The organism is Ruegeria hyattellae (assembly GCF_041537925.1).
Taxonomy (GTDB): Bacteria; Pseudomonadota; Alphaproteobacteria; order Rhodobacterales; family Rhodobacteraceae; genus Ruegeria_C.
Genome location: NZ_JBGOSH010000001.1, coordinates 530833 through 549762, shown reverse-complemented (window position 1 = coordinate 549762; position 18930 = coordinate 530833). Strand labels below are relative to the sequence as shown.

Here is an 18930-nt window from a genome sequence, read left to right as displayed (position 1 = left end):
CCACCGCCCGGTCACAACCGCCAATCCGCGCCTATTCCGCGGCGCGCCCCGGCTGCAAGGGCAGGATATTGGTGCCTTCACCCTCATCGGCTCCGTGCCGCAGTGCAAGTTCTGGCAGCAACTCGAACATCTCATCGCGGATACGGTCGAGCTGAGATCGCGCCACGGACTCCTCGATCTCGATCTCGTGGTGCCACTGCCGCATCTCTTCCAGGGCAATCTTGGCATCGCCCACGCGCTTGTTGAACCGCTCCAATTCTTCCTGGCGCTGTTGCAGGAAACCCTTGGCGCGGGTGACGTTGTCGTCCGAATAGACGCGGGCCAATTCGCGGCTGATCTGGCTCATTTGCGCGGCCAATTCCAGAACATCCGGCTCCAGATCCTCCAGATCGGGATGCTCGCGCATGAAAGCCAGCCGTTCCTTCACCGCGTCAAACTCGGATGACAGGTTGAAATACCCCTCGCGATCCGCCGAATGGGCGGCGTGATAGGCGTTTGCCACGTCGTGCATGTTGATGGCAAAGTCGCGATGCGAGCGTTCCAGCGCCATCATCCGCGCATTGGCGGGCAGGTAGAAGGCCAGCATCAGGATCAGACAGGTCAGGGCAATCTGGGCTATCGGACCGGCCAAGGGCGATACCGTGCCCCCGACACCAGCCGCAAGCGACAACCATGGCAGAACGCCCATTGCGGCCAGAAGGGTCAATCCGACGCTTAAAACCGCGCCGGCACAGATAAGAAAAATCGTCAGGCGCGTCAGCAGCTCCTGACTCTGAAATAGCAATGTACGCAACGCCAACATGGCAAAACTCTCCACCCTCATCAATCTCTGATGAACCGGCGGAAAAGCGCTTAATATCATTCCAGCACTCAACGCATGGTTCATCCACACGAAACAAAAGCTCTGGCCTCAATAGGCAGATGATACACAGATACGGGTTTTCAAGCAATTACGCGTTGTGTTGACCAATTTTGGGTGTGGCTTTGGTGAGATACCCCAGCAACAGCGAGGCCAGGATACAGCCGGTGAACAGGTAGAGACCCCAGGCCGTTTCGATGGTTCCGACCCCGATGGACTTGACAACACTTATGTAGACCGCGACCAGGAAAATATCGCCCATCGCCAGCTTTCCCAGCACTTGCAGCGTGGGCAAAAGGCGGGTGTCCAGCAGACCCCATTGCACCAGAACGAGGCCGAGCGTCTTGAGGTAAGGCGCAAAGATCGCAAGGAAGGTGACAAGCAGGGCGAGGAACACATCCGTCCCCCAAAGCGCCTGCAACCCGGTGATTACGCTGATCTCGCTGAGACCGAAGATCGGCAACAGCCCCGCCCGCATCAGAGGGGCGAACCACGCGATGGGGTAGAGGATCAGGAGGGAGAGGGTGAGGAGGCGGAGGGTCATGCGAGTTAAGTCTATCCCATTTGGAGACTCGTCATGCCCACAATCGCTGCCATTGCTAGACCAAGAGTTAGTACCGCAGTATTGCTGCGGCGTCTGTTTTGAGAGTGGATGAGTATTTCTTTGTGCAGTAGCCACGCCGAAATCGTTACCCCGATTAGGAGTGGCACGCTCAAAAGAATAGTCGCTGTTTCTACAAATTTGGCGAGGATGTAGGTCAGGAAAATGCCTGGAACGGCGCCAGATAGGAGACACTTCAAAAGCGGTTTCGCTACTGTGAAACCGCGCGAGGGTGAAAAGATCAGACCATGCTTGGAAAACATCGTGGCAAACCAAACAAACAACACCGAATTGAAGTACAAGCCGGCTAACGACAAGAGAAAGAAGTATAGCGGGTTCACTACCGCACCGCCTCAATCGGCCCCTCAGCGCAGCCGGTGATGAACTGTTCCAGATAGGGATCACCCGAGGCATCCATCTGAGACACAGGCCCGGTCCATTGGATCACCCCGTCATGCAGCATCGCCACGTTATCGGCGATGGCACGCACGGATGACATGTCGTGGGTGATGGTCATCGCCGTCGCGCCCATCTCGACCACAATTTCGCGGATCAGGTCGTTGATGACGCCGGACATGATCGGGTCGAGGCCGGTGGTGGGCTCGTCGAAAAAGATGATCTCGGGTTCGGCAGCAATAGCGCGGGCGAGGCCCACGCGTTTTTGCATGCCGCCCGAAAGTTCCGCCGGGAAGCGGTCGGCCACGTTGGGTTTCAGACCCACGCGGCGCAGTTTCTCAATGGCGATCTCGCGGGCTTCCTCGACGGGCCGTTTCAGAGAGCCGCGCAGCAGGCGGAAAGCCACGTTCTGCCAGACGGGCAGGGAGTCAAACAGCGCGCCACCCTGAAACAGCATCCCGAAGCGGGCCAGAAACGCATCGCGGTCGCCGGTCGCGGCATCCTTGCCATCGACCATGATGCGGCCTGCATCGGGCTTGATCAGCCCAAGGATACATTTCAGCCCCACCGACTTGCCGGTGCCAGACCCGCCGATGATCACCATCGAGGTTCCCTTGGGGATCTCAAGATTCATGCCGAGCAGCACGTGATTGTCGCCAAAGGATTTCTGGACATTCTCCATCAGGATCATAGCGAGAAGAACACCCCCGTGAGAACAAAGTTGGCCGCCAGGATCAGGATCGCCGCTGACTCGACCGAGCTTTTGGTGGCCCGTCCCACGCCTTGCGCGCCGCGGCCCGAATTCATGCCGTAATAGCAGCCCATCACCGCCGCGATGCCCCCAAAAGCCGCGCCTTTGACGAGGGAGGAAACGATGTCGCGCATCTCTAAAAAGTCAACGGTATTCCGCAGATAAGCGGCAGGGTTAAAGCCCAGATTCTGCACCGCCACGGTATAGCCGCCCGCGATCCCGATGATGTCGCCGATCCCCACCAGAACTGGCACGGTGATCAGCGCTGCCAGCACGCGGGGCGCGACGAGATACTTCATCGGATTGGTCGAAAGCGTCACCAGCGCGTCGATCTGCTCGGTCACCTTCATCGTCGCAATCTCGGCCGCGATCGAAGAAGTGACGCGCGCGGCGATCATCAGACCGACCAGAACCGGGCCAAGTTCGCGCACCATGCCGATGGCCACGATCTGCGGCACCACGGCTTCGGCATTGAAACGCGCGCCACCGGCATAGATCTGCAGCGCCAGCGCGCCGCCGGTAAAGATCGCGGTCAGGCCGACAACCGGCAGCGACAGCCAGCCGATATTGAGCAGCGAGATCATCAATTCGCGCGGATAATAGGGCGGACGGAAGATATGGCTGATCGCACGCGCAGCAAAAAGCGAAACGGCTCCGAACATGCTCAGTAACTCGAGCGTGAGACGTCCCAGCCAGCCCAAAGGCGCCAGAAGGTTCATGCGACGTAGCTCCGGCGGTATCTGTTGCCCAGCGATGTCAGGATCTCATACCCGATGGTGCCCGCCGCTTCGGCAAGGTCGTCGACCGTCTGCATCCGGTTCAGGATTTGCAGGCTTTCGGGTGCTTTTTCCAGATCCGTGATGTCGACGGTGATCAGGTCCATCGACACACGACCGATGACGGGGCAGGTCTGGGTGCCGTGGAACAGGTCGATGCCTGCGCCAAGCGCGCGGTGCAGCCCGTCCGCATAACCGGCTGCGACGGTGGCGATGCGGGATTTGCGTGGCGCCACCCAGGTATTTCCATAGCCCACGGTTTCGCCCTGCTCGACACTGCGCACCTGGATTACCGGCAGATCAAGCGTGACAACCGCCTTGGCCTCGTCAAACGGCTCACCACCATAAAGCCCGACACCGGGGCGGCAGAGGTCGAAGTGATAATCCGGCCCAAGCAGCAGACCACCGGTGGCGGCCAGCGATCTGGGAACCTGAAGACCATCTGTCATCTCTCTGAAAACACGCAATTGTTGTGCGTTCATCTCGTGGTGCGGTTCATCCGCGCAGGCTAGATGCGACATGATCAGCGTCGGGCCCTGTCGCAGCGCGACATCCCTGAGAGCGGCCCATTCATGCGGTTCCAGCCCCAGCCGGTTCATGCCGGTGTCAAGCTGGATGCCGAAAGGATGGCCACCCAACTCGCGCGCATGGCGCAGCATCTGTTCGACCGAATTGATCATCGGCACCAGCTTGTGGTCGCGCAACAGCGGGGCGTCGCCCGACATATGGCCGGAGAAGACCGAAATGACCGGTCCGTCACCCACGGCCTTGCGCACGGCGGCGCCTTCCTCGGCCACTGCCACGAAGAATTGGCGCGCTCCCGCCTCGGCCAGCGCGCTGGCGGCCCGGCCCGCGCCCAGCCCATAGCCGTCAGCCTTGACCACGGCACCTGTTTCACTGGTGTTTCTGGCGTCCAGCGCTTTCCAGTTATCGGCCAGCGCGGTCAGGTCGATTGTCAGATGTGATGTGCTCATGGCCCTGTTCTTGACATGGAGGCAGGGCAGGTCAAGTCAGAAATCCCCGCAGTCGGGCGGGTTTACGCAGAGATCACGGCAAAGTCTAGCTTGCCGTTTCCCGACCGGAAACAGGGGGCGGGAAAAACTCGACATCGTCTCTGGATTCATAAGCCGCAAGCCGTGTGCGCAGATCGCCCACATGCAGCTCCAGCTTGTGACCATCGGGATCGAGAAAATAAAGCGAGGCACCCTCGGAGCGGTTTTCTTTCCACAGCACGCTGGCCGCTTTGATGCGGGCGGCCAGATCTGCAAAGCACGATGCGTCACAGTCCAGCGCCAGATGCGTGTCATCCGCGCGCGCGTCAGGCAGGCCTGCCTCAAGGCAGAGCCACAATGCGCCAAGTTCCAGGTATGCACCCGCCGCCCAGCGGGCCTGGGGCTGCGCCCCAAGAATGTCGCGGTACCAGGCGAATGAGCGATCCAGATCGGAACAGACCAGCGTGACGTGGTTGACCCCCCGGATGCCGGGCATCACTGGCCCATGTCTTCGATCCCCTGCTGCCAGGGCTTGACCAGATTGCCGAACCGGGTGAATTGCGCCTCAAAGCTGAGTTCAACCGTGCCGATGGGGCCGTGACGCTGCTTGCCCACGATCACCTCGGCCTTGCCGTGCAGGTGTTCCATCGCGGTCTTCCACTCTTCCATCTTGTCCAGCTCGTGATCACCGGGCTTTTCGCGTTCCTTGTAATATTCCTCGCGGAACACGAACATCACCACATCGGCATCCTGCTCGATCGAGCCGGATTCGCGCAGATCGCTGAGTTGCGGGCGCTTGTCGTCGCGATTTTCGACCTGTCGCGAAAGCTGGGACAGCGCGACCACCGGAATCTGCAATTCCTTGGCGATGGCCTTCATCCCCATCGAAATCTCGGCGATCTCGTTGACGCGATTGTCGGCCATGCCCCGGCAGAGCTGCAGATAATCGATCACCAACAGGTCCAGACCATGGGTCCGCTTTAACCGCCGGGCGCGCGCCGCAAGCTGCGCGATGGGCAGGGCGGGAGTGTCGTCGATGAAAAGCGGGCAGGCCTCGAGGTCCTTCGCCGCGTTCACGAAGCGGCGGAATTCGGATTCCGTCATGTCGCCCTGCCGGATCTTGTGCGACGAGATTTCCGACGCCTCGGCCAGAATCCGGCCTGCGAGCTGCTCGGCGCTCATCTCCAGCGAAAAGAAACCAACAACGCCGCCATCAATCGCGCCTTCGGTGCCGTCGGGCTTCTGCCCGCGCTTGTATGCCTTGGCCACGTTGAAGGCCACATTGGTCGCCAGCGAGGTTTTCCCCATCGAGGGGCGTCCCGCCAGAATGATCAGGTCCGAGGGGTGCAACCCGCCCAATTGCTTGTCCAGGTCGGCCAGACCGGTCGAGAGTCCCGCCATGCCGCCGCCACGCTGATAGGCTTCATTGGTGACGTTCACGGCTTCGGTAACGGCCTTCAGGAAGGATTTGAACCCCTGTTCGGTCTGGCCCTGCTCGGATAGCTGGTAAAGTTTCTGCTCGGCTTCGACGATCTGTTCCTTGGGTTCGCTGGCCACATCGACCCGCGCCGCCTTGTCCGAGATCTCGCGCCCAAGCCCGATCAATTCACGCCGGATCGCCAGATCATAGATCATCTGCGCATAATCATGCACGGCAAAGGCGCTGATCGAGGCCCCGGCGAGGTTGATCAGATAGGTGGCACCACCCAGCTCTTTGAGGCCCTCGTCATCGGCCATGAAGGATTTCAGCGTGACCGGCGAGGCCAGCGCGTTCTTGGCGATGCGGGCCGAGGCAACCTCGAATATGCGGGCATGGACCGGGTCATAGAAATGCTCGGGGCCGATTGTGGCCGCCACCCGGTCGTAAAGGTCGTTATTGGTCAGGATCGCGCCCAGAAGCTGCTGCTCGGCCTCGACCGAATGCGGCATGGTTTCCGCATTCTGGATCTGGATCTGCGCCTGATCGATACTGCTGATCTCGTTCATTTTGTTCTCACCGCCCTTGGGTGTGATGTCATAGCGGACGCGCCGCGGCGGGGGCAAATTGTATGTTTCTGGGGATAGATTGTGAGTACTCTCCCTCCCCCTATATCATGAAGGGGGAAGGGGCAATTCGTCAACATCTGGTATAAGTGGCACGGATCAGCCGATCAGGCGAGGTGTCTGCCGTTGGTTGACGTAGGGTCAGGTTTTGTGGGCGTCCTGCCAGCCGCGCGGGTCGTTCAGGAACGCCTCGACCCCTTCCAGCGTCTCGGCGTCAAACGCGTTTTGCGCGCGTGCTTCGGCCAGCACGTCCCACCAGGTACACAAGTGATGCAGTGCAACCCCGTGATCGCCCAGCGTCTTTTCGGTTTCCGGGAAAATGCCATAATAGAAGATCACCGCCGTGTGCCCGCAACTGGCGCCGGTCTCGCGGATCGCGTCAACAAAGCTCAGCTTCGATCCGCCATCGGTGGTCAGGTCCTCGACCAGCAGCACGCGCTCGCCTTCGCCCATCGCGCCTTCGATTCGGGCGTTGCGACCGTAGCCTTTGGGTTTCTTGCGCACATAGGTCATCGGCAGCGCCATTCGCTCAGCCACCAGCGCGGCAAAGGGGATGCCAGCGGTTTCGCCGCCCGCGATATTGTCGAACGCCTCAAGGCCCGCATTGCGCATCACGGTGACGGTCAGGAAATCCATCAACGTCGACCGAATGCGCGGGTACGAGATCAGCTTGCGGCAGTCGATATAGGTCGGGCTTGGTAATCCACTGGCCAGCGTGAAGGGCTCGCGGGCGTTGAAATGCACTGCCTTGATTTCCAGCAACATGCGCGCGGTGAGGCGGGCGATCTCTTCCGCGGGCGGGTAGGTAGTGGGGATCATCATCGGGTCCTTTCGGGGTGCAAGAAACTTGTATTTTTCTTGACCAGATTTCTTGCAAGAAATTCGTCGCTCAGCTGCTGACGTGCCAGTGTATCTCAAAGCCGGGGTCGAACACGGTTACCGGGCCGTCGCCGGTGTCGATCTTGTCGGGATAGGTCACAGGGTCCCCTTTGGTCAGGGTCAAGCTACCTTCGTTGACTGGCAGCCCGTAGAATGCCGGGCCATTCAGCGAGACAAAGCCTTCCAGCTCGTCCAGCGCGCCCATCTCCTCGAAGACATGGGCCAACAGCGACATGGTGTTGGTCGCGGTAAAGCAGCCCGCACAGCCGCAGGCGCTCTCCTTGAGCGGGTCGGTATGGGGGGCGCTGTCGGTGCCCAGAAAGAACCTTGCATCGCCGCTGGTTGCGGCGGCGCGCAAAGCCAGGCGGTGCTCTTCGCGCTTGGCGACGGGCAGGCAGTAGTAGTGCGGCTTGATGCCGCCCACCAGGATATGGTTGCGGTTGATGATCAGGTGATGAGTGGTGATCGTCGCGCCCAGATCGCGTGCGTTGTCCTTGACATAATCGACGCCGTTCGCGGTAGTGATATGTTCCATCACCACCCGCAGGCCGGGCGTTGCGCGGCGGATCGGGTCGAGCACCCGGTCGATGAACTGCGCCTCGCGGTCGAAAATGTCGACCTCGGCGTCGGTGACCTCGCCATGCACGCAGAGCGGCAGACCGATCTCGGCCATTCGCTCCAGCGCCGGACGGACCTTGTCGAAATCGCGCACCCCGCTGGCCGAATTGGTGGTGGCCCCCGCAGGATAAAGCTTGACCGCCTTGATCAACCCGCTGGCATGGGCGGCGGCCACATCCTCGGGGTCGGTGTCCTCGGTCAGGTAGAGCGTCATCAGCGGCTCGAACGCCATGCCCTCGGGCAGAGCATCAAGAATGCGGTCGTGATAGGCGGCGGCCTGGGTCCCGGTCACCACCGGCGGCACCAGATTCGGCATTATGATGGCGCGGGCGAAATGGCGGGCGGTTTCAGGCAGGACGGCCTGCAACATTGCGCCGTCGCGCAGGTGCAGATGCCAGTCGTCGGGGCGGCGGATCGTAAGGCTTTGGCTCATGCGCCTCGGCTAGCACAGGTGCCGGTGACGGGAAAGCCCCTGCGGCCCGGATCAGGAGAGGGCGGCGGGCGGAGCTTTGAATGCGCCTTCATCTGCCTGTTGCTCCAACTGTGACAGCCGCCGCCGCAGTCGGCGATTGGGGATGCGCGCGACCGCATTGCGGCAGAGCATCAGTTCAAGATAGGGCCGCCCCTGCTGTTCCAGCCTGGCGCTCAGCGACCGAAGATAATGCGCAGAGGCACGGCGGGCACGGAACATCCGATAGAATTCTTTCTCGGTCAGCTTGTCATCTGCGGCCAGCATGAGCAGGCGGTGCAGCAGGTTCATCTCGAATAACCGCGTCTGCAGCGCGTCGCCCATATGCCGCATCCGTAGCCGGGTCACATTTGGCCGGGCAAATAGCGCTGCGTGCATCGCATCGAGCTGCTGGCCCGGATCATAAAGAACAAAGGCATGGTCGGCGGCATCCAGCATGTCGGGTGCATATCCGAACCGGTCGTTAAAGTCCGTACGGCGCATGCCGGGAAAGCGACCATCCCATTCGGTCATTCTTGGGTCCAGCGTGGCCTGCGGTTGAACCGCGACCACCGAAGCGCCGGGTGCGGCGACAGAAAACGCCGCCGCCGCATAGCCGCACGGCCCCGCGCCGTAAAACACCACCTTGTCAAACCCTTCAAAGAAACCGTCATCGATCAACCGGTCAAAAAAGCCATAAACATTCTCATCACGAAACCAGGTATCGCCGTTGGAGATAATGCACAGATGCGACCAGGACTTCTTGCGGACCATCTCGAAGCCGAACGGCTGATGGCTGTCCGAGATGGCGCGAATGCCCTGCATTGTCTCAAAACTCACCAACAGGGTCGGGCCACGGTCTATAAAGGTTGCAAAATGTCGGTCGCCCAACTCATGCGCCTCACCTTCGGTCCGGGCCTGGGCCAGCAATCGTGCCTTCCACACGCGGGGGCGCAGGTTGACCAATGGCTGGTCAAGGGCGCGTTCGATGTCCTTCATTTGCCGACCCTCAGAGATCCGGTCGCTTCGCGGACCGGTTGGATACCATCATATATGAAAGGTGAATGCGGCCAAATAGGGGTTGAACTCAGGTCTCTTTCTGGCTGTTGTCCGACCCCGCACGCCTGGCTTTCATGATGCCAAGACTGGCGAAACTGGCCAGCGTTTCGGCCGCGCTTGGTGAGACCGGGCGCGACGGCGGCGTCATCAGCAGGCGCGTGAACAGAGCGCGATAGGCGTCCTGTTCCATCAATTCGCGGAACCGGTCATGGCGCCATGTTACCGCGCTTTCATGCAAATGGGCGAGGTCGGGATCCTTCATCATCTCTTCGCGCAGCGGAACCGCGCGGTCGCTGATGCGCAGGATGCTGTCGTCGATATCAGTGTTGAGGTTCCGCTCGACCCAATAATCCATGCCCAGTAGGTCGTCTGAGTGCACCGCGCGACCCCGATCAGCCTTGAGCACATAGCTTTCCATCGCGCCCAGCGGATAATGATTCAGCTGCGCAAGTCCATAATTGTCGCGCCCATAATCGGAAAAGACCCGTTTTTTCTGCTGCTTCAGGTCGATCTCGCGCCCGGACCCGTCGAACCAGCGGGCGCTGGCCTCATTCTGAGGATGTGGCGAGCGGGGCCGGTGTACACCCAGTTTTCGGTAACTTCCGTCGTTGCGGTAGAGCGTCTTGAACATCGCCGCGCGCCAGGGCCAGTGCAGGACGACCGGAGCGCAGCGGGTGAACGTCCGGGGCACCGAAGTGTCGGCATAACGGGTGACCTCGCCATTTCCGAACAGGCGCCAGGTAAGCGTGATGGCCGTGGCCTCGGGCAGGGCGGCGGTCAGATCCTGCACCGTACCGTCGCCAGCATGGATGTTGACGAACTCATCCACATCCAGTGCCAGAATCCAGTCGGCCCGTTTAACCAGGCGGTGTTTTGATGCCGCCTTGAGCGCGGTGAATTGGATGCCGCCTTTGTCATAGGGGCCGTCATTGCGCAGATGGGTCAGGTGGCCAATATCCTCCAGCCGGTCCAGGATAGCATCGGTGCCGTCCTGGCAATCGTTGGAAAACACGAGGAAATCGGTGAAACCCGCCGCCTGGTGGTGCGCCAACCAGTCCAGCAGAAAGGCCCCTTCGTTGCGAACCGTCAGTACGGCCAGATATCGCATGCAATCTCCCCGATCCCGTGACCGGGATGCTTTGCATCTTGCCCGCGCAATTCATGGCATCTTGCCCCCAACCCGTCAATCGCCGGTCCGGACCGTATGCCGGTGCAGGCGCGATGCGACTAAGGTCGCAGCGCTCTTTGCTTGACGCCAGCGTTGTGCCATGACCTGCTGCACCGGCAAAAAGGGAGATGACATGCAGCGACCAGACAGCATCGACGCGGTTCAGACCGCGCTGACCGGGCAAGGCTATGTCTGCGGCCGCGCGCTGGCCACGGTTGTGTTCCTCGCGCTTAAACTGGGTCGCCCGTTGTTCCTTGAGGGCGAGGCGGGCGTTGGCAAGACTGAGATCGCCAAGGCGCTGTCCGCCGCGCTGGGCCGCCGCCTGATCCGGCTGCAATGTTACGAGGGGCTCGATGCTTCAAGCGCGGTTTATGAGTGGAACTTTCCCGCCCAGATGGTTGCCATCCGCACTGCCGAGGCCGCAGGCGGTGCAGACCGGAGCGATTTGCAATCCGAGCTGTTCAGTGACGATTACCTGATCGAACGCCCGCTGCTGCAGGCGATGCGCCCGGATGAGAACGGTGCTCCGGTGCTGCTGATCGACGAGTTGGACCGTACCGATGAGCCGTTCGAGGCCTTCCTGCTGGAAGCGCTAAGCGATTTTCAGGTCACGATCCCGGAACTGGGCACCATCAAGGCCGCCGAGCCACCTATCGTCATCCTGACCTCAAACCGCACGCGCGAGGTGCATGACGCCCTGAAACGCCGCTGCCTCTATCACTGGGTCGACTACCCGGATTTCTCTCGCGAGGTCGAGATCCTGCATGCCCGCGCCCCTGAGGTTGCCGCGGCGCTCAGCCGCGAGGTCGTGGCTTTTGTTCAGCAATTGCGTACTGAGGATCTGTTCAAGAAGCCCGGCGTGGCCGAAACCATCGACTGGGCCAAATGCCTACTGGCGCTGGACGTGATCGACCTCAGCCCCGAGGTGATCGCCGACACGCTGGGCGCGGTGCTGAAATACCAGGACGACATCCAGCGGCTCGAAGGCTCCGAGGCCAAGCGCCTGCTGGATCAGGCCAAAGCCAGCCTCGAACCGGCCTGATGCATCTTCTGTTCAAACATACTTCGAGGGTATGGGGGCAACGCCCCCATGATAGATAGTGGCCGAACATCTTCCGCTTGAGACGCCGGATGACCCGAAACTGGCGCAGAATATCATCCATTTCGCCCGCGCCCTGCGCAAGGCGGGGCTGCCCATCGGAACGGGCCGAGTGGTGGACGCGATCCATGCGGTCGAGGCGGCGGGCTTCACTGCGCGGCGCGATTTCTACTGGACGCTGCATGCCTGTTTCGTGAGCCGGCCTGAACACCGCGCTGTCTTTGCGCAGGTTTTTCGCCTTTACTGGCGCGACCCGCGCTATCTGGAACACATGATGGCGATGATGCTGCCCGCAATCCGCGGTGTGCAGGAGGATCGCACCGCGCAGGCCGCCGAAAAACGCGCCGCCGAAGCGTTGCTGGACGGTGCAGAGCGTGATCTGCCCGAGTTTGAGGATCAGGAAGAGGGGACCGAGATCGAGGTCGATGCCTCGATGACCATGTCCTCCGAGGAACGCCTGCGGAGCCTGGATTTCGAGCAGATGAGCACCGAGGAAGTGGCGCGCGCCAAGCGGATGCTGGCGCGGCTGGAACTGCCGGTGAAACCGATCCCGTCGCGGCGCGGGCAGGCCAGCCATCTGGGTCATCGCCTCGACCGGGCCCGCACCTTGCGGCAGGCGATGCGGCAGGGGGGAGAGCTGCGCGATATCGCGAAACTGCAGCCGCGTCCGCGCTGGCCCAATCTGGTCGTGCTGTGCGATATCTCAGGCTCAATGAGCCAGTACAGCCGCATCATCCTGCATTTCCTGCATGCGGTCGCGAATGCCAAAGGCGCGGGCTGGGCCAAGGTGCATGCCTTCACCTTTGGCACAAGACTCACCAACATCACCCGGCACTTGCACCAGCGCGACGTGGATGCCGCGCTTGCGGCTGCAGGGGGGGAAGCACAGGATTGGGAGGGCGGCACCCGGATCGGTCACTGCCTGCATCAGTTCAATCGCGACTGGTCGCGGCGAGTGATGGGGCAGGGTGCGGTGGTGCTTCTGATTACCGACGGGCTGGACCGCGACGACCCCGACCAACTGGCCAAAGAGATGGAGCGTCTACACCTGTCCGCCCGCCGCCTGATCTGGCTGAATCCGCTGTTGCGCTGGCAGGGTTTCGCACCCAAGGCGCGCGGCATCGCGGCGATGTTGCCCCATGTGGACAGCTTTCGCGCCGGTCATTCCATCGCCTCGCTCGAGGATCTGGCCGAGGTGATCTCGCGTCCCGATGATGTGGGTGAAAAAGCGCGGCTGCTGGCCGCCGCGCGGGGGTAGGGCGGCCTGATCGGGGCCGCCCTGGTCAATAAATCACTGAACCAGCTTCTGGTTGCATTCCTTTGCCATCTCCAGCGCCTTGTAGGTGCCTTTCAGATTGACGACAAACGCGTATTTCTTTTCGGGGAACACGGTCATCGTGTATTGTTTTGCAATGTCTTCGAAGAATTTCGGGTCGTCTGACAGCACATAGCCCCCCGAATAGCCCTTGGTGATGTTGCCACGCATGCCGGTTGCGTCACCGGTATAGATGTCATCTCCGATCAGGATCGCCACGGCCTTGGTTTCATCTTTCTTGATGTCTGTTTCGGCCTTGGTGAAGGCGCCGACATAGCCGACACCACGATCGGTTGTCAGACCCATTTGCACGACGTTTTCAGACTCGTCCACAGCTTCGACGAAACAGGAATTCTTGCTGGTGTCCACATAGACGTTCCAGCCTTCGGTCGTGCCATAGGCCTCGAACTCATCCGCCTGCGCAACGCCTGCCATAAGAGCCAGCACCCCGGCGAAACCCAGCTTTACATATGTCATGATCTATCCTTTGTATCTGAGGAATAGGGGGAAATTCTTCAGGCCGCCGGGTGACTTCCCGCCGACCTGTCGCGCGTCAGCGTCAGATTAGATCGGGTTGGCCGGGTCTGCAAGCAAAGCCCGAGTGTTTTGTGTGCGGTTTTCACGCACCTGCAAAAAGCCTATGAGATTGCAGCGAAACACGGAAGACACTGCGCCGGGTCTGGTCCATAATCGCCGCTGGGAGGTAGCGCATGCAACGCTTTGATAACGGGCCGGAAACCGCACTTGACTGGTATCGCGACAGCGGCGGCGCTGCGCTGGCGACGGTGGTAGAAACCTGGGGCAGCGCGCCGCGCCGGGTGGGCGCGCAACTGGTGATCGGTGATGATGGCCGGATCGAGGGGTCGGTCTCGGGCGGTTGCGTCGAAGGCGCAGTGATCGTCGAGGCGCTGGAGGCCATCGAAGAGGGCGCGTCGCGGGTGCTGGAATATGGTGTCAGCGACGAGGATGCCTTTGCCGTGGGCCTCGCCTGCGGCGGTACGATCCGCATTCTGGTGGAACCGGTCGGGCCTGTCTTGTCCGAGGTAATGCTTGCGGAACTGGTGGCGATGCGGGCCGCTCGCATTCCGGTCGCCTATGAAGTCAATCTGGCCACCGGCCGCCGCGCCCTGCGCCGAAACCGGCATGGCGCGCGTATGCGCTTGGACCGGTCCGGGTTCGAAGAGGACGGCAAAACCTTTGTCGCGGTGCACAACCCGCCGCTGCGGTTGGTGGTTGTGGGCGCGGTGCATATCGCCCAAGCGCTGGTGCCGATGGCGCGGATCGCGGGATATGACCCGGTGATCATCGACCCGCGCGAGGCGTTTGCCGCCTCCGAGCGGTTCCCGGGCGAGACGATCCTGACCGAGTGGCCGGATCAGGCAGTGGCCGAGATCGGTCTCGATACGCGCACGGCACTGGTGCTGCTGACCCATGATCCAAAGCTCGACGATCCGGCGCTTGAGGCCGCCCTGCGCGCCGATGTATTTTATATCGGCGCCTTGGGATCGACCCGCACCCATGCCAAACGCGTTGCGCGGATGCAGGAGGCCGGCTTCACCGAAGAGCAGATCGCGCGCATTCATGGCCCTGTTGGCCTCGATATCGGGGCCGCTGGTCCCTCCGAGATTGCGGTAGCAATTCTGGCGCAGATGACAGCAGTGCTGCGGGGCAAGGCATGAAGTTCGGTCCGGTTCCCGTTGCCGAAGCTGCGGGCGCGATTCTGGCGCATTCGGTCAGCGCCAACACGCGCAAGCTGCGCAAGGGGCTGGTGCTGGGCGAAGATGAACTGTCCCTGCTGACCGAGGGCGGCGTGCAAGAGGTCACCGTCGCCCGGTTGGAGCCGGGGGATGTCCACGAGGACGCCGCAGCTCAGGTGTTGGCTGATGCGCTGGTTCCGGACCCCGCCGCTGCCAATGTCACGCTGAGCAAACCCTTTACCGGTCGGGTGAATATTCTGGCGGCATCTCCCGGCATCGTCGATCTGGACGTGGCGGCAGTCGAGCGCTTCAATCAGGTGCATCCGATGATTACCGTGGCCACCGTGCCGCCCTATCAGCAGATGACACCGCGCGGCATGGTGGCGACGATCAAGGTGATCTCTTATGCCGTGCCTGAGATCGATGTGACCCGCGCTGCGGATGCCGCCCGCTCTGCGATCCGGCTGATTGCGCCGGTGTATGGCAAGGCAGGGCTGATCGTGAGCGATATTCCCGGTGGGCCCTCTAACGACAAGGGCATCGCGGCCATACGGGGCCGGGTCGAGGCGCTGGGGATGGATCTGAGCGACATCCGCACGGTGCCTCATCGCGAAGAGGCGTTGAGCGCGGCCTTGCATGAGATTACGGGGGACATGGTGCTGATCCTGACCGGCTCGGCCACCTCGGATCCGCAGGATGTGGCGCCGGCCGCGCTGCGGAATGCGGGCGGCAGGGTGGACCGGTTCGGGATGCCGGTTGATCCCGGCAACCTGCTGTTCCTGGGGCAGCTTGGCCCGCGCCCGGTGATCGGTCTTCCGGGCTGCGCCCGCGCACCCGCGCTCAACGGGGCGGATTGGGTATTGTCGCGGGTGGCCTGCGGGATCACCACCACCGGTGCGGATATCGCCGCAATGGGGGTCGGCGGGCTGCTCAAGGAAATTCCCACCCGCCCGCAGCCTCGTTTGGGGAAGAAACGTAGCTGAGGTTCAGGCTGGCGCGCAATCCCGGCGCAGCCCGGCGCATCCCGCCCCGTGCAGGCCGAAACGCACCGGCGCCAGGGCCGGGTCCAAATCATTTACCTCGATCCGCTCAGGCGGATCGACCACATAGCGTTGGGGTTCAGTCCTGTCGGATTTCACGAACGGATAGGCCACAAGAATAAGAATGGTGAGGAGTATAGCGCGCATGTCTGTCCCGGGTTTCAATCACTTCGGGGATGGAACGCGTCAGCACGCGCTTTCCGTCGCGGCAAATGTCGCTTTTTCAGATCGCCGTATACAGCCCAAGCCCACCGACAAGGATCAGGCTCAGCGCCCAGAGGATTTCCAGATCGAACCAGCCTTTCGACAGGAACCGCAATCCTAGCCAGCGATAAACCGCAAAAGCGATCGTCCCACCGGCCAGCAACATAGCGCCCGTGTGCAGCAGCGCCACGCCAAGTGTCAACCCGGCATTGCGCGCCATCAGTTCCGAGGCGGCCAGATGCCCGGTGTCAAGCTCGTCGATTTTGCACAGTCCCAGATAGATCGGCACCAACATCAGCGCGGCACCATGGGCCAGCGCCACCAGAAACGACCACAGCGCCAAGCGCGAGGGTGGCACTCGCGCCAGAAAGCGCGGATGTTTGCGGGTGATCAAAATCCAGCCGCCCCACAGCACGACAATGCCACCGGTCGCCAACCGCAACTCGCGTTCATAAGAAACCAGCGCCGTCATCGCCGAGAGCGGCAGCAGGATCGCCAGCATCGCCAGGAAATGCCCCAGCGCCAACGCCCCCAGCGCGCTGAACAGCGCCCCCTGGCGACGTTCCATCAGGGATGAAGACACCGCCAGCGGCCATCCCATACCTGGATTGGCACCGTGATACAGACCACTCAGAACCACCGCCAGCCAGAGCGTGGCGGTGGTCATGTCAGGGCTCAACGATCAGGCCGAGGGGTAGCAGAAACTATCTGTCGAACAGTCGCCGCCCTCCAGCCGGATCTGATGCGAGCGGTAGCCATCGGGGAAATCAACCCAGAATCTTTCCTCCAGCGTCAGGCCGCCATTCTCGCCCACATTGGCCATCACCATCGCCGCGCCCTCGTCATCGGGATAGAACTGATCATCCCAGGTGGAGTAGAGCGAATTGGTCCAGTAGACGCGTTTGCCATCGCGGCTGATCTCGACCATTTGCGGACCATAGCCAAAGTCTTTGCCATTGGGATGTTTGGTCTTTTTGACGATACCGCCAATCTCGACCTTGCCGGCAAGAACCGGGTTCATCGGGTCCGAGACATCGTATTGATGCATCTCGCCCAACCCCCAACAGGCGACGTAGAGGTATTTGTCATCGAGGCTGAGGTCGATATCGGTAACCAGCGGCGGCACGGCCGAGAAGCCCTTGAGCAGTTCGGGCAGGTCATCGGGATCTGCCGGAACCGGGTCAATGGTGATGGTCTTCTTGGCCTCGAACGTGCCGTCCTCGTTGCGCCACCAGGTAAAGATCGAACCTTGCAGATTGGTGGTATCGACCACCACACCACAGAACCCATATTCTTTGGACGGATCATGCGCCGGGCGGATCTCCAGCGCCATCTGGTGGTTCGCGCCCAGATCGATGGTCTGAATGTTCTTGCGGGCACGCAGATCCCAGAAATGGATCGAATGACCGTATTTGTTCGACAGCAGATCCTCGGCCACGATGCCGTTTTCGAACTGCGGCGGCAGGCCCCATTCGGAACTGACCATATAGTCGCGCGGCAGGTTCCACCAGAAATCGTAATGCTTGTCCTGCACGCCGCGATCCATTTCATAACGGCCCAGAATCTCGAAGCTCTCGCAATCCATGATGAAGATGCCCGGTGGTCCGTCAGTGCCATCTTCGCCACCGCCACCCAGCGTCGAGACATAGATGCCCTCGGGCCCGCAATGGATCGTGTGCGGGCGGGAATAGCCAGTCTTGGCGAACACCTCTTCGGGTTCGATGATCTTGTGGATCTTGGCCTTGAGCGGTTCCTTCACGTCGATCACATAGATCCGCGACGAGCGGATGCCCGGAATGATCAGATAGCGCCGTTCCAGAAAGGCGTGACCCGATAGCGGAGACAGCGCCGAGGAACAGGCGTTCCAGCCGAAATGATGAAATTCATCGCCGGTATTGGGCATGATGACCGAATGCACGATCTTGCCATATGTTGACGAGGTGGGGTCTACATCGACCACCGCCAGACCGTCTGGTTGCGACCCGTCCGGACTGAGCATCAGGGTAAAGGCCAGTGTTTCTGCCGGGGCTTCCATCGCAAGCCGGGGTGATGGATGAAAGGTAGGATCCGGTCGTAAGTTCATGAATTCTCTCCCTAAGTTCTAATTCGCATGCTTTGCGCCAAACTGGCCCAGGTGCTGCTTACCCGTCCTCCAACCTGGATATGGTCGGTGCCGGGCTTCCCTCAGGTCAAGAAGAATATTGTGGGGTTCGACTTTGGTCTGTGGTCTGAGCGCGCGTCCTCACAAAGAAAAACGCCCCGCGCGATCGGCGGGGCGTTTCAAATAAAACCGTATTACGGATGGGTTACTTCTGCGGCAGCGGCCCAATCAGCATGATCATCTGGCGGCCTTCCATCTTGGGAAAGTTCTCGACCTTGCCGATTTCCTTGGTGTCCTCGGCCACCCGTTCCAGCAGCTCGCGGCCCAGGTTCTGGTGCGCCATCTCACGGCCACGGAACCGCAGGGTGACCTTCACCTTGTCGCCGTTTTCGAGAAACTTGAACACGTTGCGCATCTTGACCTCATAGTCATGCGTATCGGTGTTCGGGCGGAACTTGACCTCTTTGATCTCGATGATCTTCTGCTTCTTGCGCGCTTCGCTTTCGCGCTTCTGCTGTTCATACTTGAACTTGCCGAAATCCATGATCTTGCAGACCGGCGGGGTCGCATTGGGAGAGATCTCAACCAGGTCCAGGCCGGCATCAACGGCCATGTCGATGGCGCGCGCGGGTGTGACGACACCGACATTCTCACCATCAGCGCCGATCAGGCGAATTTCGTTGGCACGGATCTTGTCGTTGACGCGCGGGCCGGTGTCTCGTTGCGGCGGCGCGTTGTGAGGTCTGCGAGCTATGGGTTCAATCCTTTGATGGTTGCAGCAGAAAGTGCCTGAAAAATAACGCTCTGTCATCAGCGATTCAAGCAATTAGCGCCATATGCCGGGGTGTCGCGTGGTTTTCAAGAGGCGATTACCTGCCGACGCC

20 protein-coding genes are annotated in these 18930 nt (G+C 61.1%); 4 read left to right on the top strand and 16 right to left on the bottom strand.

Going from position 1 to position 18930, the window contains the following annotated elements:
• Nucleotides 1-31: 31 nt before the first annotated feature.
• The 11 genes from AB1E33_RS02690 to AB1E33_RS02640 form a co-directional block, all read right to left on the bottom strand.
• On the bottom strand, nt 32-802 hold the full coding sequence (locus AB1E33_RS02690) for a DNA repair protein (protein ID WP_372575703.1): 771 nt from the start codon (nt 800-802) through the stop codon (nt 32-34).
• 148 nt (nt 803-950) lie between these two features.
• On the bottom strand, nt 951-1403 hold the full coding sequence (locus tag AB1E33_RS02685; RefSeq protein ID WP_372575702.1) for a paraquat-inducible protein A: 453 nt from the start codon (nt 1401-1403) through the stop codon (nt 951-953).
• Nucleotides 1404-1800: 397 nt separating this feature from the next.
• Entirely contained in the window at nt 1801-2547 is a 747-nt protein-coding gene (locus tag AB1E33_RS02680; protein ID WP_372575701.1) for an ABC transporter ATP-binding protein, read from the bottom strand.
• The gene (locus tag AB1E33_RS02675; protein WP_372575700.1) at nt 2544-3326 is read right to left on the bottom strand and encodes an MlaE family ABC transporter permease; all 783 of its coding nucleotides are present in this window, start codon (nt 3324-3326) and stop codon (nt 2544-2546) included. The genes AB1E33_RS02680 and AB1E33_RS02675 overlap by 4 nt, the downstream gene beginning before the upstream one ends.
• The gene (gene alr / locus AB1E33_RS02670) at nt 3323-4357 is read right to left on the bottom strand and encodes an alanine racemase (protein WP_372575699.1); all 1035 of its coding nucleotides are present in this window, start codon (nt 4355-4357) and stop codon (nt 3323-3325) included. The genes AB1E33_RS02675 and alr overlap by 4 nt, the downstream gene beginning before the upstream one ends.
• A gap of 85 nt (nt 4358-4442) precedes the next feature.
• The gene (locus AB1E33_RS02665) at nt 4443-4871 is read right to left on the bottom strand and encodes a VOC family protein (protein WP_372575698.1); all 429 of its coding nucleotides are present in this window, start codon (nt 4869-4871) and stop codon (nt 4443-4445) included.
• Nucleotides 4871-6361: a replicative DNA helicase gene (locus AB1E33_RS02660; RefSeq protein WP_372575697.1), complete on the bottom strand. Its 1491-nt coding sequence runs from the start codon at nt 6359-6361 to the stop codon at nt 4871-4873. Before AB1E33_RS02660 ends, AB1E33_RS02665 begins: the two co-directional genes overlap by 1 nt.
• A gap of 198 nt (nt 6362-6559) precedes the next feature.
• Complete coding sequence (locus AB1E33_RS02655) at nt 6560-7237, bottom strand: orotate phosphoribosyltransferase (protein ID WP_372575957.1); 678 nt, start codon at nt 7235-7237, stop codon at nt 6560-6562.
• Nucleotides 7238-7307: 70 nt separating this feature from the next.
• Nucleotides 7308-8348 carry a dihydroorotase gene (gene pyrC, locus AB1E33_RS02650; RefSeq protein ID WP_372575696.1) on the bottom strand — a complete coding sequence of 347 codons (1041 nt, stop codon included), beginning with the start codon at nt 8346-8348 and terminating at the stop codon, nt 7308-7310.
• Nucleotides 8349-8399: 51 nt separating this feature from the next.
• On the bottom strand, nt 8400-9362 hold the full coding sequence (locus AB1E33_RS02645; protein WP_372575695.1) for a phosphoadenosine phosphosulfate reductase: 963 nt from the start codon (nt 9360-9362) through the stop codon (nt 8400-8402).
• A gap of 88 nt (nt 9363-9450) precedes the next feature.
• The gene (locus tag AB1E33_RS02640; RefSeq protein WP_372575694.1) at nt 9451-10530 is read right to left on the bottom strand and encodes a glycosyltransferase family 2 protein; all 1080 of its coding nucleotides are present in this window, start codon (nt 10528-10530) and stop codon (nt 9451-9453) included.
• A 193-nt stretch (nt 10531-10723) separates the two neighbouring features.
• On the opposite strand from AB1E33_RS02640, the gene AB1E33_RS02635 reads away from it, so the two are divergent.
• Both AB1E33_RS02635 and AB1E33_RS02630 read left to right on the top strand, forming a co-directional pair.
• Complete coding sequence (locus AB1E33_RS02635) at nt 10724-11632, top strand: AAA family ATPase (protein WP_372575693.1); 909 nt, start codon at nt 10724-10726, stop codon at nt 11630-11632.
• A gap of 58 nt (nt 11633-11690) precedes the next feature.
• On the top strand, nt 11691-12947 hold the full coding sequence (locus AB1E33_RS02630) for a vWA domain-containing protein (protein WP_372575692.1): 1257 nt from the start codon (nt 11691-11693) through the stop codon (nt 12945-12947).
• 33 nt (nt 12948-12980) lie between these two features.
• Here AB1E33_RS02630 and AB1E33_RS02625 read toward each other — a convergent pair whose 3' ends face one another.
• Nucleotides 12981-13481, bottom strand: a complete 501-nt coding sequence (locus tag AB1E33_RS02625) for a hypothetical protein (RefSeq protein ID WP_372575691.1) — start codon at nt 13479-13481, stop codon at nt 12981-12983.
• A gap of 233 nt (nt 13482-13714) precedes the next feature.
• On the opposite strand from AB1E33_RS02625, the gene AB1E33_RS02620 reads away from it, so the two are divergent.
• Entirely contained in the window at nt 13715-14683 is a 969-nt protein-coding gene (locus tag AB1E33_RS02620; protein ID WP_372575690.1) for an XdhC family protein, read from the top strand.
• Nucleotides 14680-15684: a molybdopterin-binding protein gene (locus tag AB1E33_RS02615; protein WP_372575689.1), complete on the top strand. Its 1005-nt coding sequence runs from the start codon at nt 14680-14682 to the stop codon at nt 15682-15684. The genes AB1E33_RS02620 and AB1E33_RS02615 overlap by 4 nt, the downstream gene beginning before the upstream one ends.
• 3 nt (nt 15685-15687) lie before the next feature.
• Here the strand turns inward: AB1E33_RS02615 and AB1E33_RS02610 are convergent, their stop codons facing one another.
• From AB1E33_RS02610 to infC, 4 genes are all read right to left on the bottom strand, one after another.
• Nucleotides 15688-15888 (bottom strand): hypothetical protein, encoded by a 201-nt coding sequence (locus tag AB1E33_RS02610; RefSeq protein WP_372575688.1) that lies wholly within the window; start codon nt 15886-15888, stop codon nt 15688-15690.
• A gap of 76 nt (nt 15889-15964) precedes the next feature.
• Nucleotides 15965-16612, bottom strand: coding sequence for a hypothetical protein (locus AB1E33_RS02605; protein WP_372575687.1), 648 nt, complete (start codon nt 16610-16612; stop codon nt 15965-15967).
• Between the two features lie 15 nt (nt 16613-16627).
• Nucleotides 16628-18028, bottom strand: a complete 1401-nt coding sequence (locus AB1E33_RS02600; RefSeq protein WP_372575686.1) for a selenium-binding protein SBP56-related protein — start codon at nt 18026-18028, stop codon at nt 16628-16630.
• 223 nt (nt 18029-18251) lie between these two features.
• Nucleotides 18252-18857, bottom strand: a complete 606-nt coding sequence (gene infC, locus AB1E33_RS02595; RefSeq protein WP_445758216.1) for a translation initiation factor IF-3 — start codon at nt 18855-18857, stop codon at nt 18252-18254.
• Nucleotides 18858-18930: the final 73 nt, after the last annotated feature.

What these genes read in the sequence shown, in the direction of transcription:
- AB1E33_RS02600 (WP_372575686.1), bottom strand. Translation starts at nt 18,028, where the DNA reads ATGAACTTACGACCGGATCCTACCTTTCATCCATCACCCCGGCTTGCG.
- AB1E33_RS02610 (WP_372575688.1), bottom strand. Translation starts at nt 15,888, where the DNA reads ATGCGCGCTATACTCCTCACCATTCTTATTCTTGTGGCCTATCCGTTC.
- pyrC (WP_372575696.1), bottom strand. Translation starts at nt 8,348, where the DNA reads ATGAGCCAAAGCCTTACGATCCGCCGCCCCGACGACTGGCATCTGCAC.
- AB1E33_RS02645 (WP_372575695.1), bottom strand. Translation starts at nt 9,362, where the DNA reads ATGAAGGACATCGAACGCGCCCTTGACCAGCCATTGGTCAACCTGCGC.
- infC (WP_445758216.1), bottom strand. Translation starts at nt 18,857, where the DNA reads ATGACAGAGCGTTATTTTTCAGGCACTTTCTGCTGCAACCATCAAAGG.
- AB1E33_RS02665 (WP_372575698.1), bottom strand. Translation starts at nt 4,871, where the DNA reads ATGCCCGGCATCCGGGGGGTCAACCACGTCACGCTGGTCTGTTCCGAT.
- AB1E33_RS02660 (WP_372575697.1), bottom strand. Translation starts at nt 6,361, where the DNA reads ATGAACGAGATCAGCAGTATCGATCAGGCGCAGATCCAGATCCAGAAT.
- AB1E33_RS02690 (WP_372575703.1), bottom strand. Translation starts at nt 802, where the DNA reads ATGTTGGCGTTGCGTACATTGCTATTTCAGAGTCAGGAGCTGCTGACG.
- AB1E33_RS02605 (WP_372575687.1), bottom strand. Translation starts at nt 16,612, where the DNA reads ATGACCACCGCCACGCTCTGGCTGGCGGTGGTTCTGAGTGGTCTGTAT.
- AB1E33_RS02655 (WP_372575957.1), bottom strand. Translation starts at nt 7,237, where the DNA reads ATGATCCCCACTACCTACCCGCCCGCGGAAGAGATCGCCCGCCTCACC.
- AB1E33_RS02615 (WP_372575689.1), top strand. Translation starts at nt 14,680, where the DNA reads ATGAAGTTCGGTCCGGTTCCCGTTGCCGAAGCTGCGGGCGCGATTCTG.
- AB1E33_RS02620 (WP_372575690.1), top strand. Translation starts at nt 13,715, where the DNA reads ATGCAACGCTTTGATAACGGGCCGGAAACCGCACTTGACTGGTATCGC.
- alr (WP_372575699.1), bottom strand. Translation starts at nt 4,357, where the DNA reads ATGAGCACATCACATCTGACAATCGACCTGACCGCGCTGGCCGATAAC.
- AB1E33_RS02625 (WP_372575691.1), bottom strand. Translation starts at nt 13,481, where the DNA reads ATGACATATGTAAAGCTGGGTTTCGCCGGGGTGCTGGCTCTTATGGCA.
- AB1E33_RS02675 (WP_372575700.1), bottom strand. Translation starts at nt 3,326, where the DNA reads ATGAACCTTCTGGCGCCTTTGGGCTGGCTGGGACGTCTCACGCTCGAG.
- AB1E33_RS02680 (WP_372575701.1), bottom strand. Translation starts at nt 2,547, where the DNA reads ATGATCCTGATGGAGAATGTCCAGAAATCCTTTGGCGACAATCACGTG.
- AB1E33_RS02640 (WP_372575694.1), bottom strand. Translation starts at nt 10,530, where the DNA reads ATGCGATATCTGGCCGTACTGACGGTTCGCAACGAAGGGGCCTTTCTG.
- AB1E33_RS02635 (WP_372575693.1), top strand. Translation starts at nt 10,724, where the DNA reads ATGCAGCGACCAGACAGCATCGACGCGGTTCAGACCGCGCTGACCGGG.
- AB1E33_RS02685 (WP_372575702.1), bottom strand. Translation starts at nt 1,403, where the DNA reads ATGACCCTCCGCCTCCTCACCCTCTCCCTCCTGATCCTCTACCCCATC.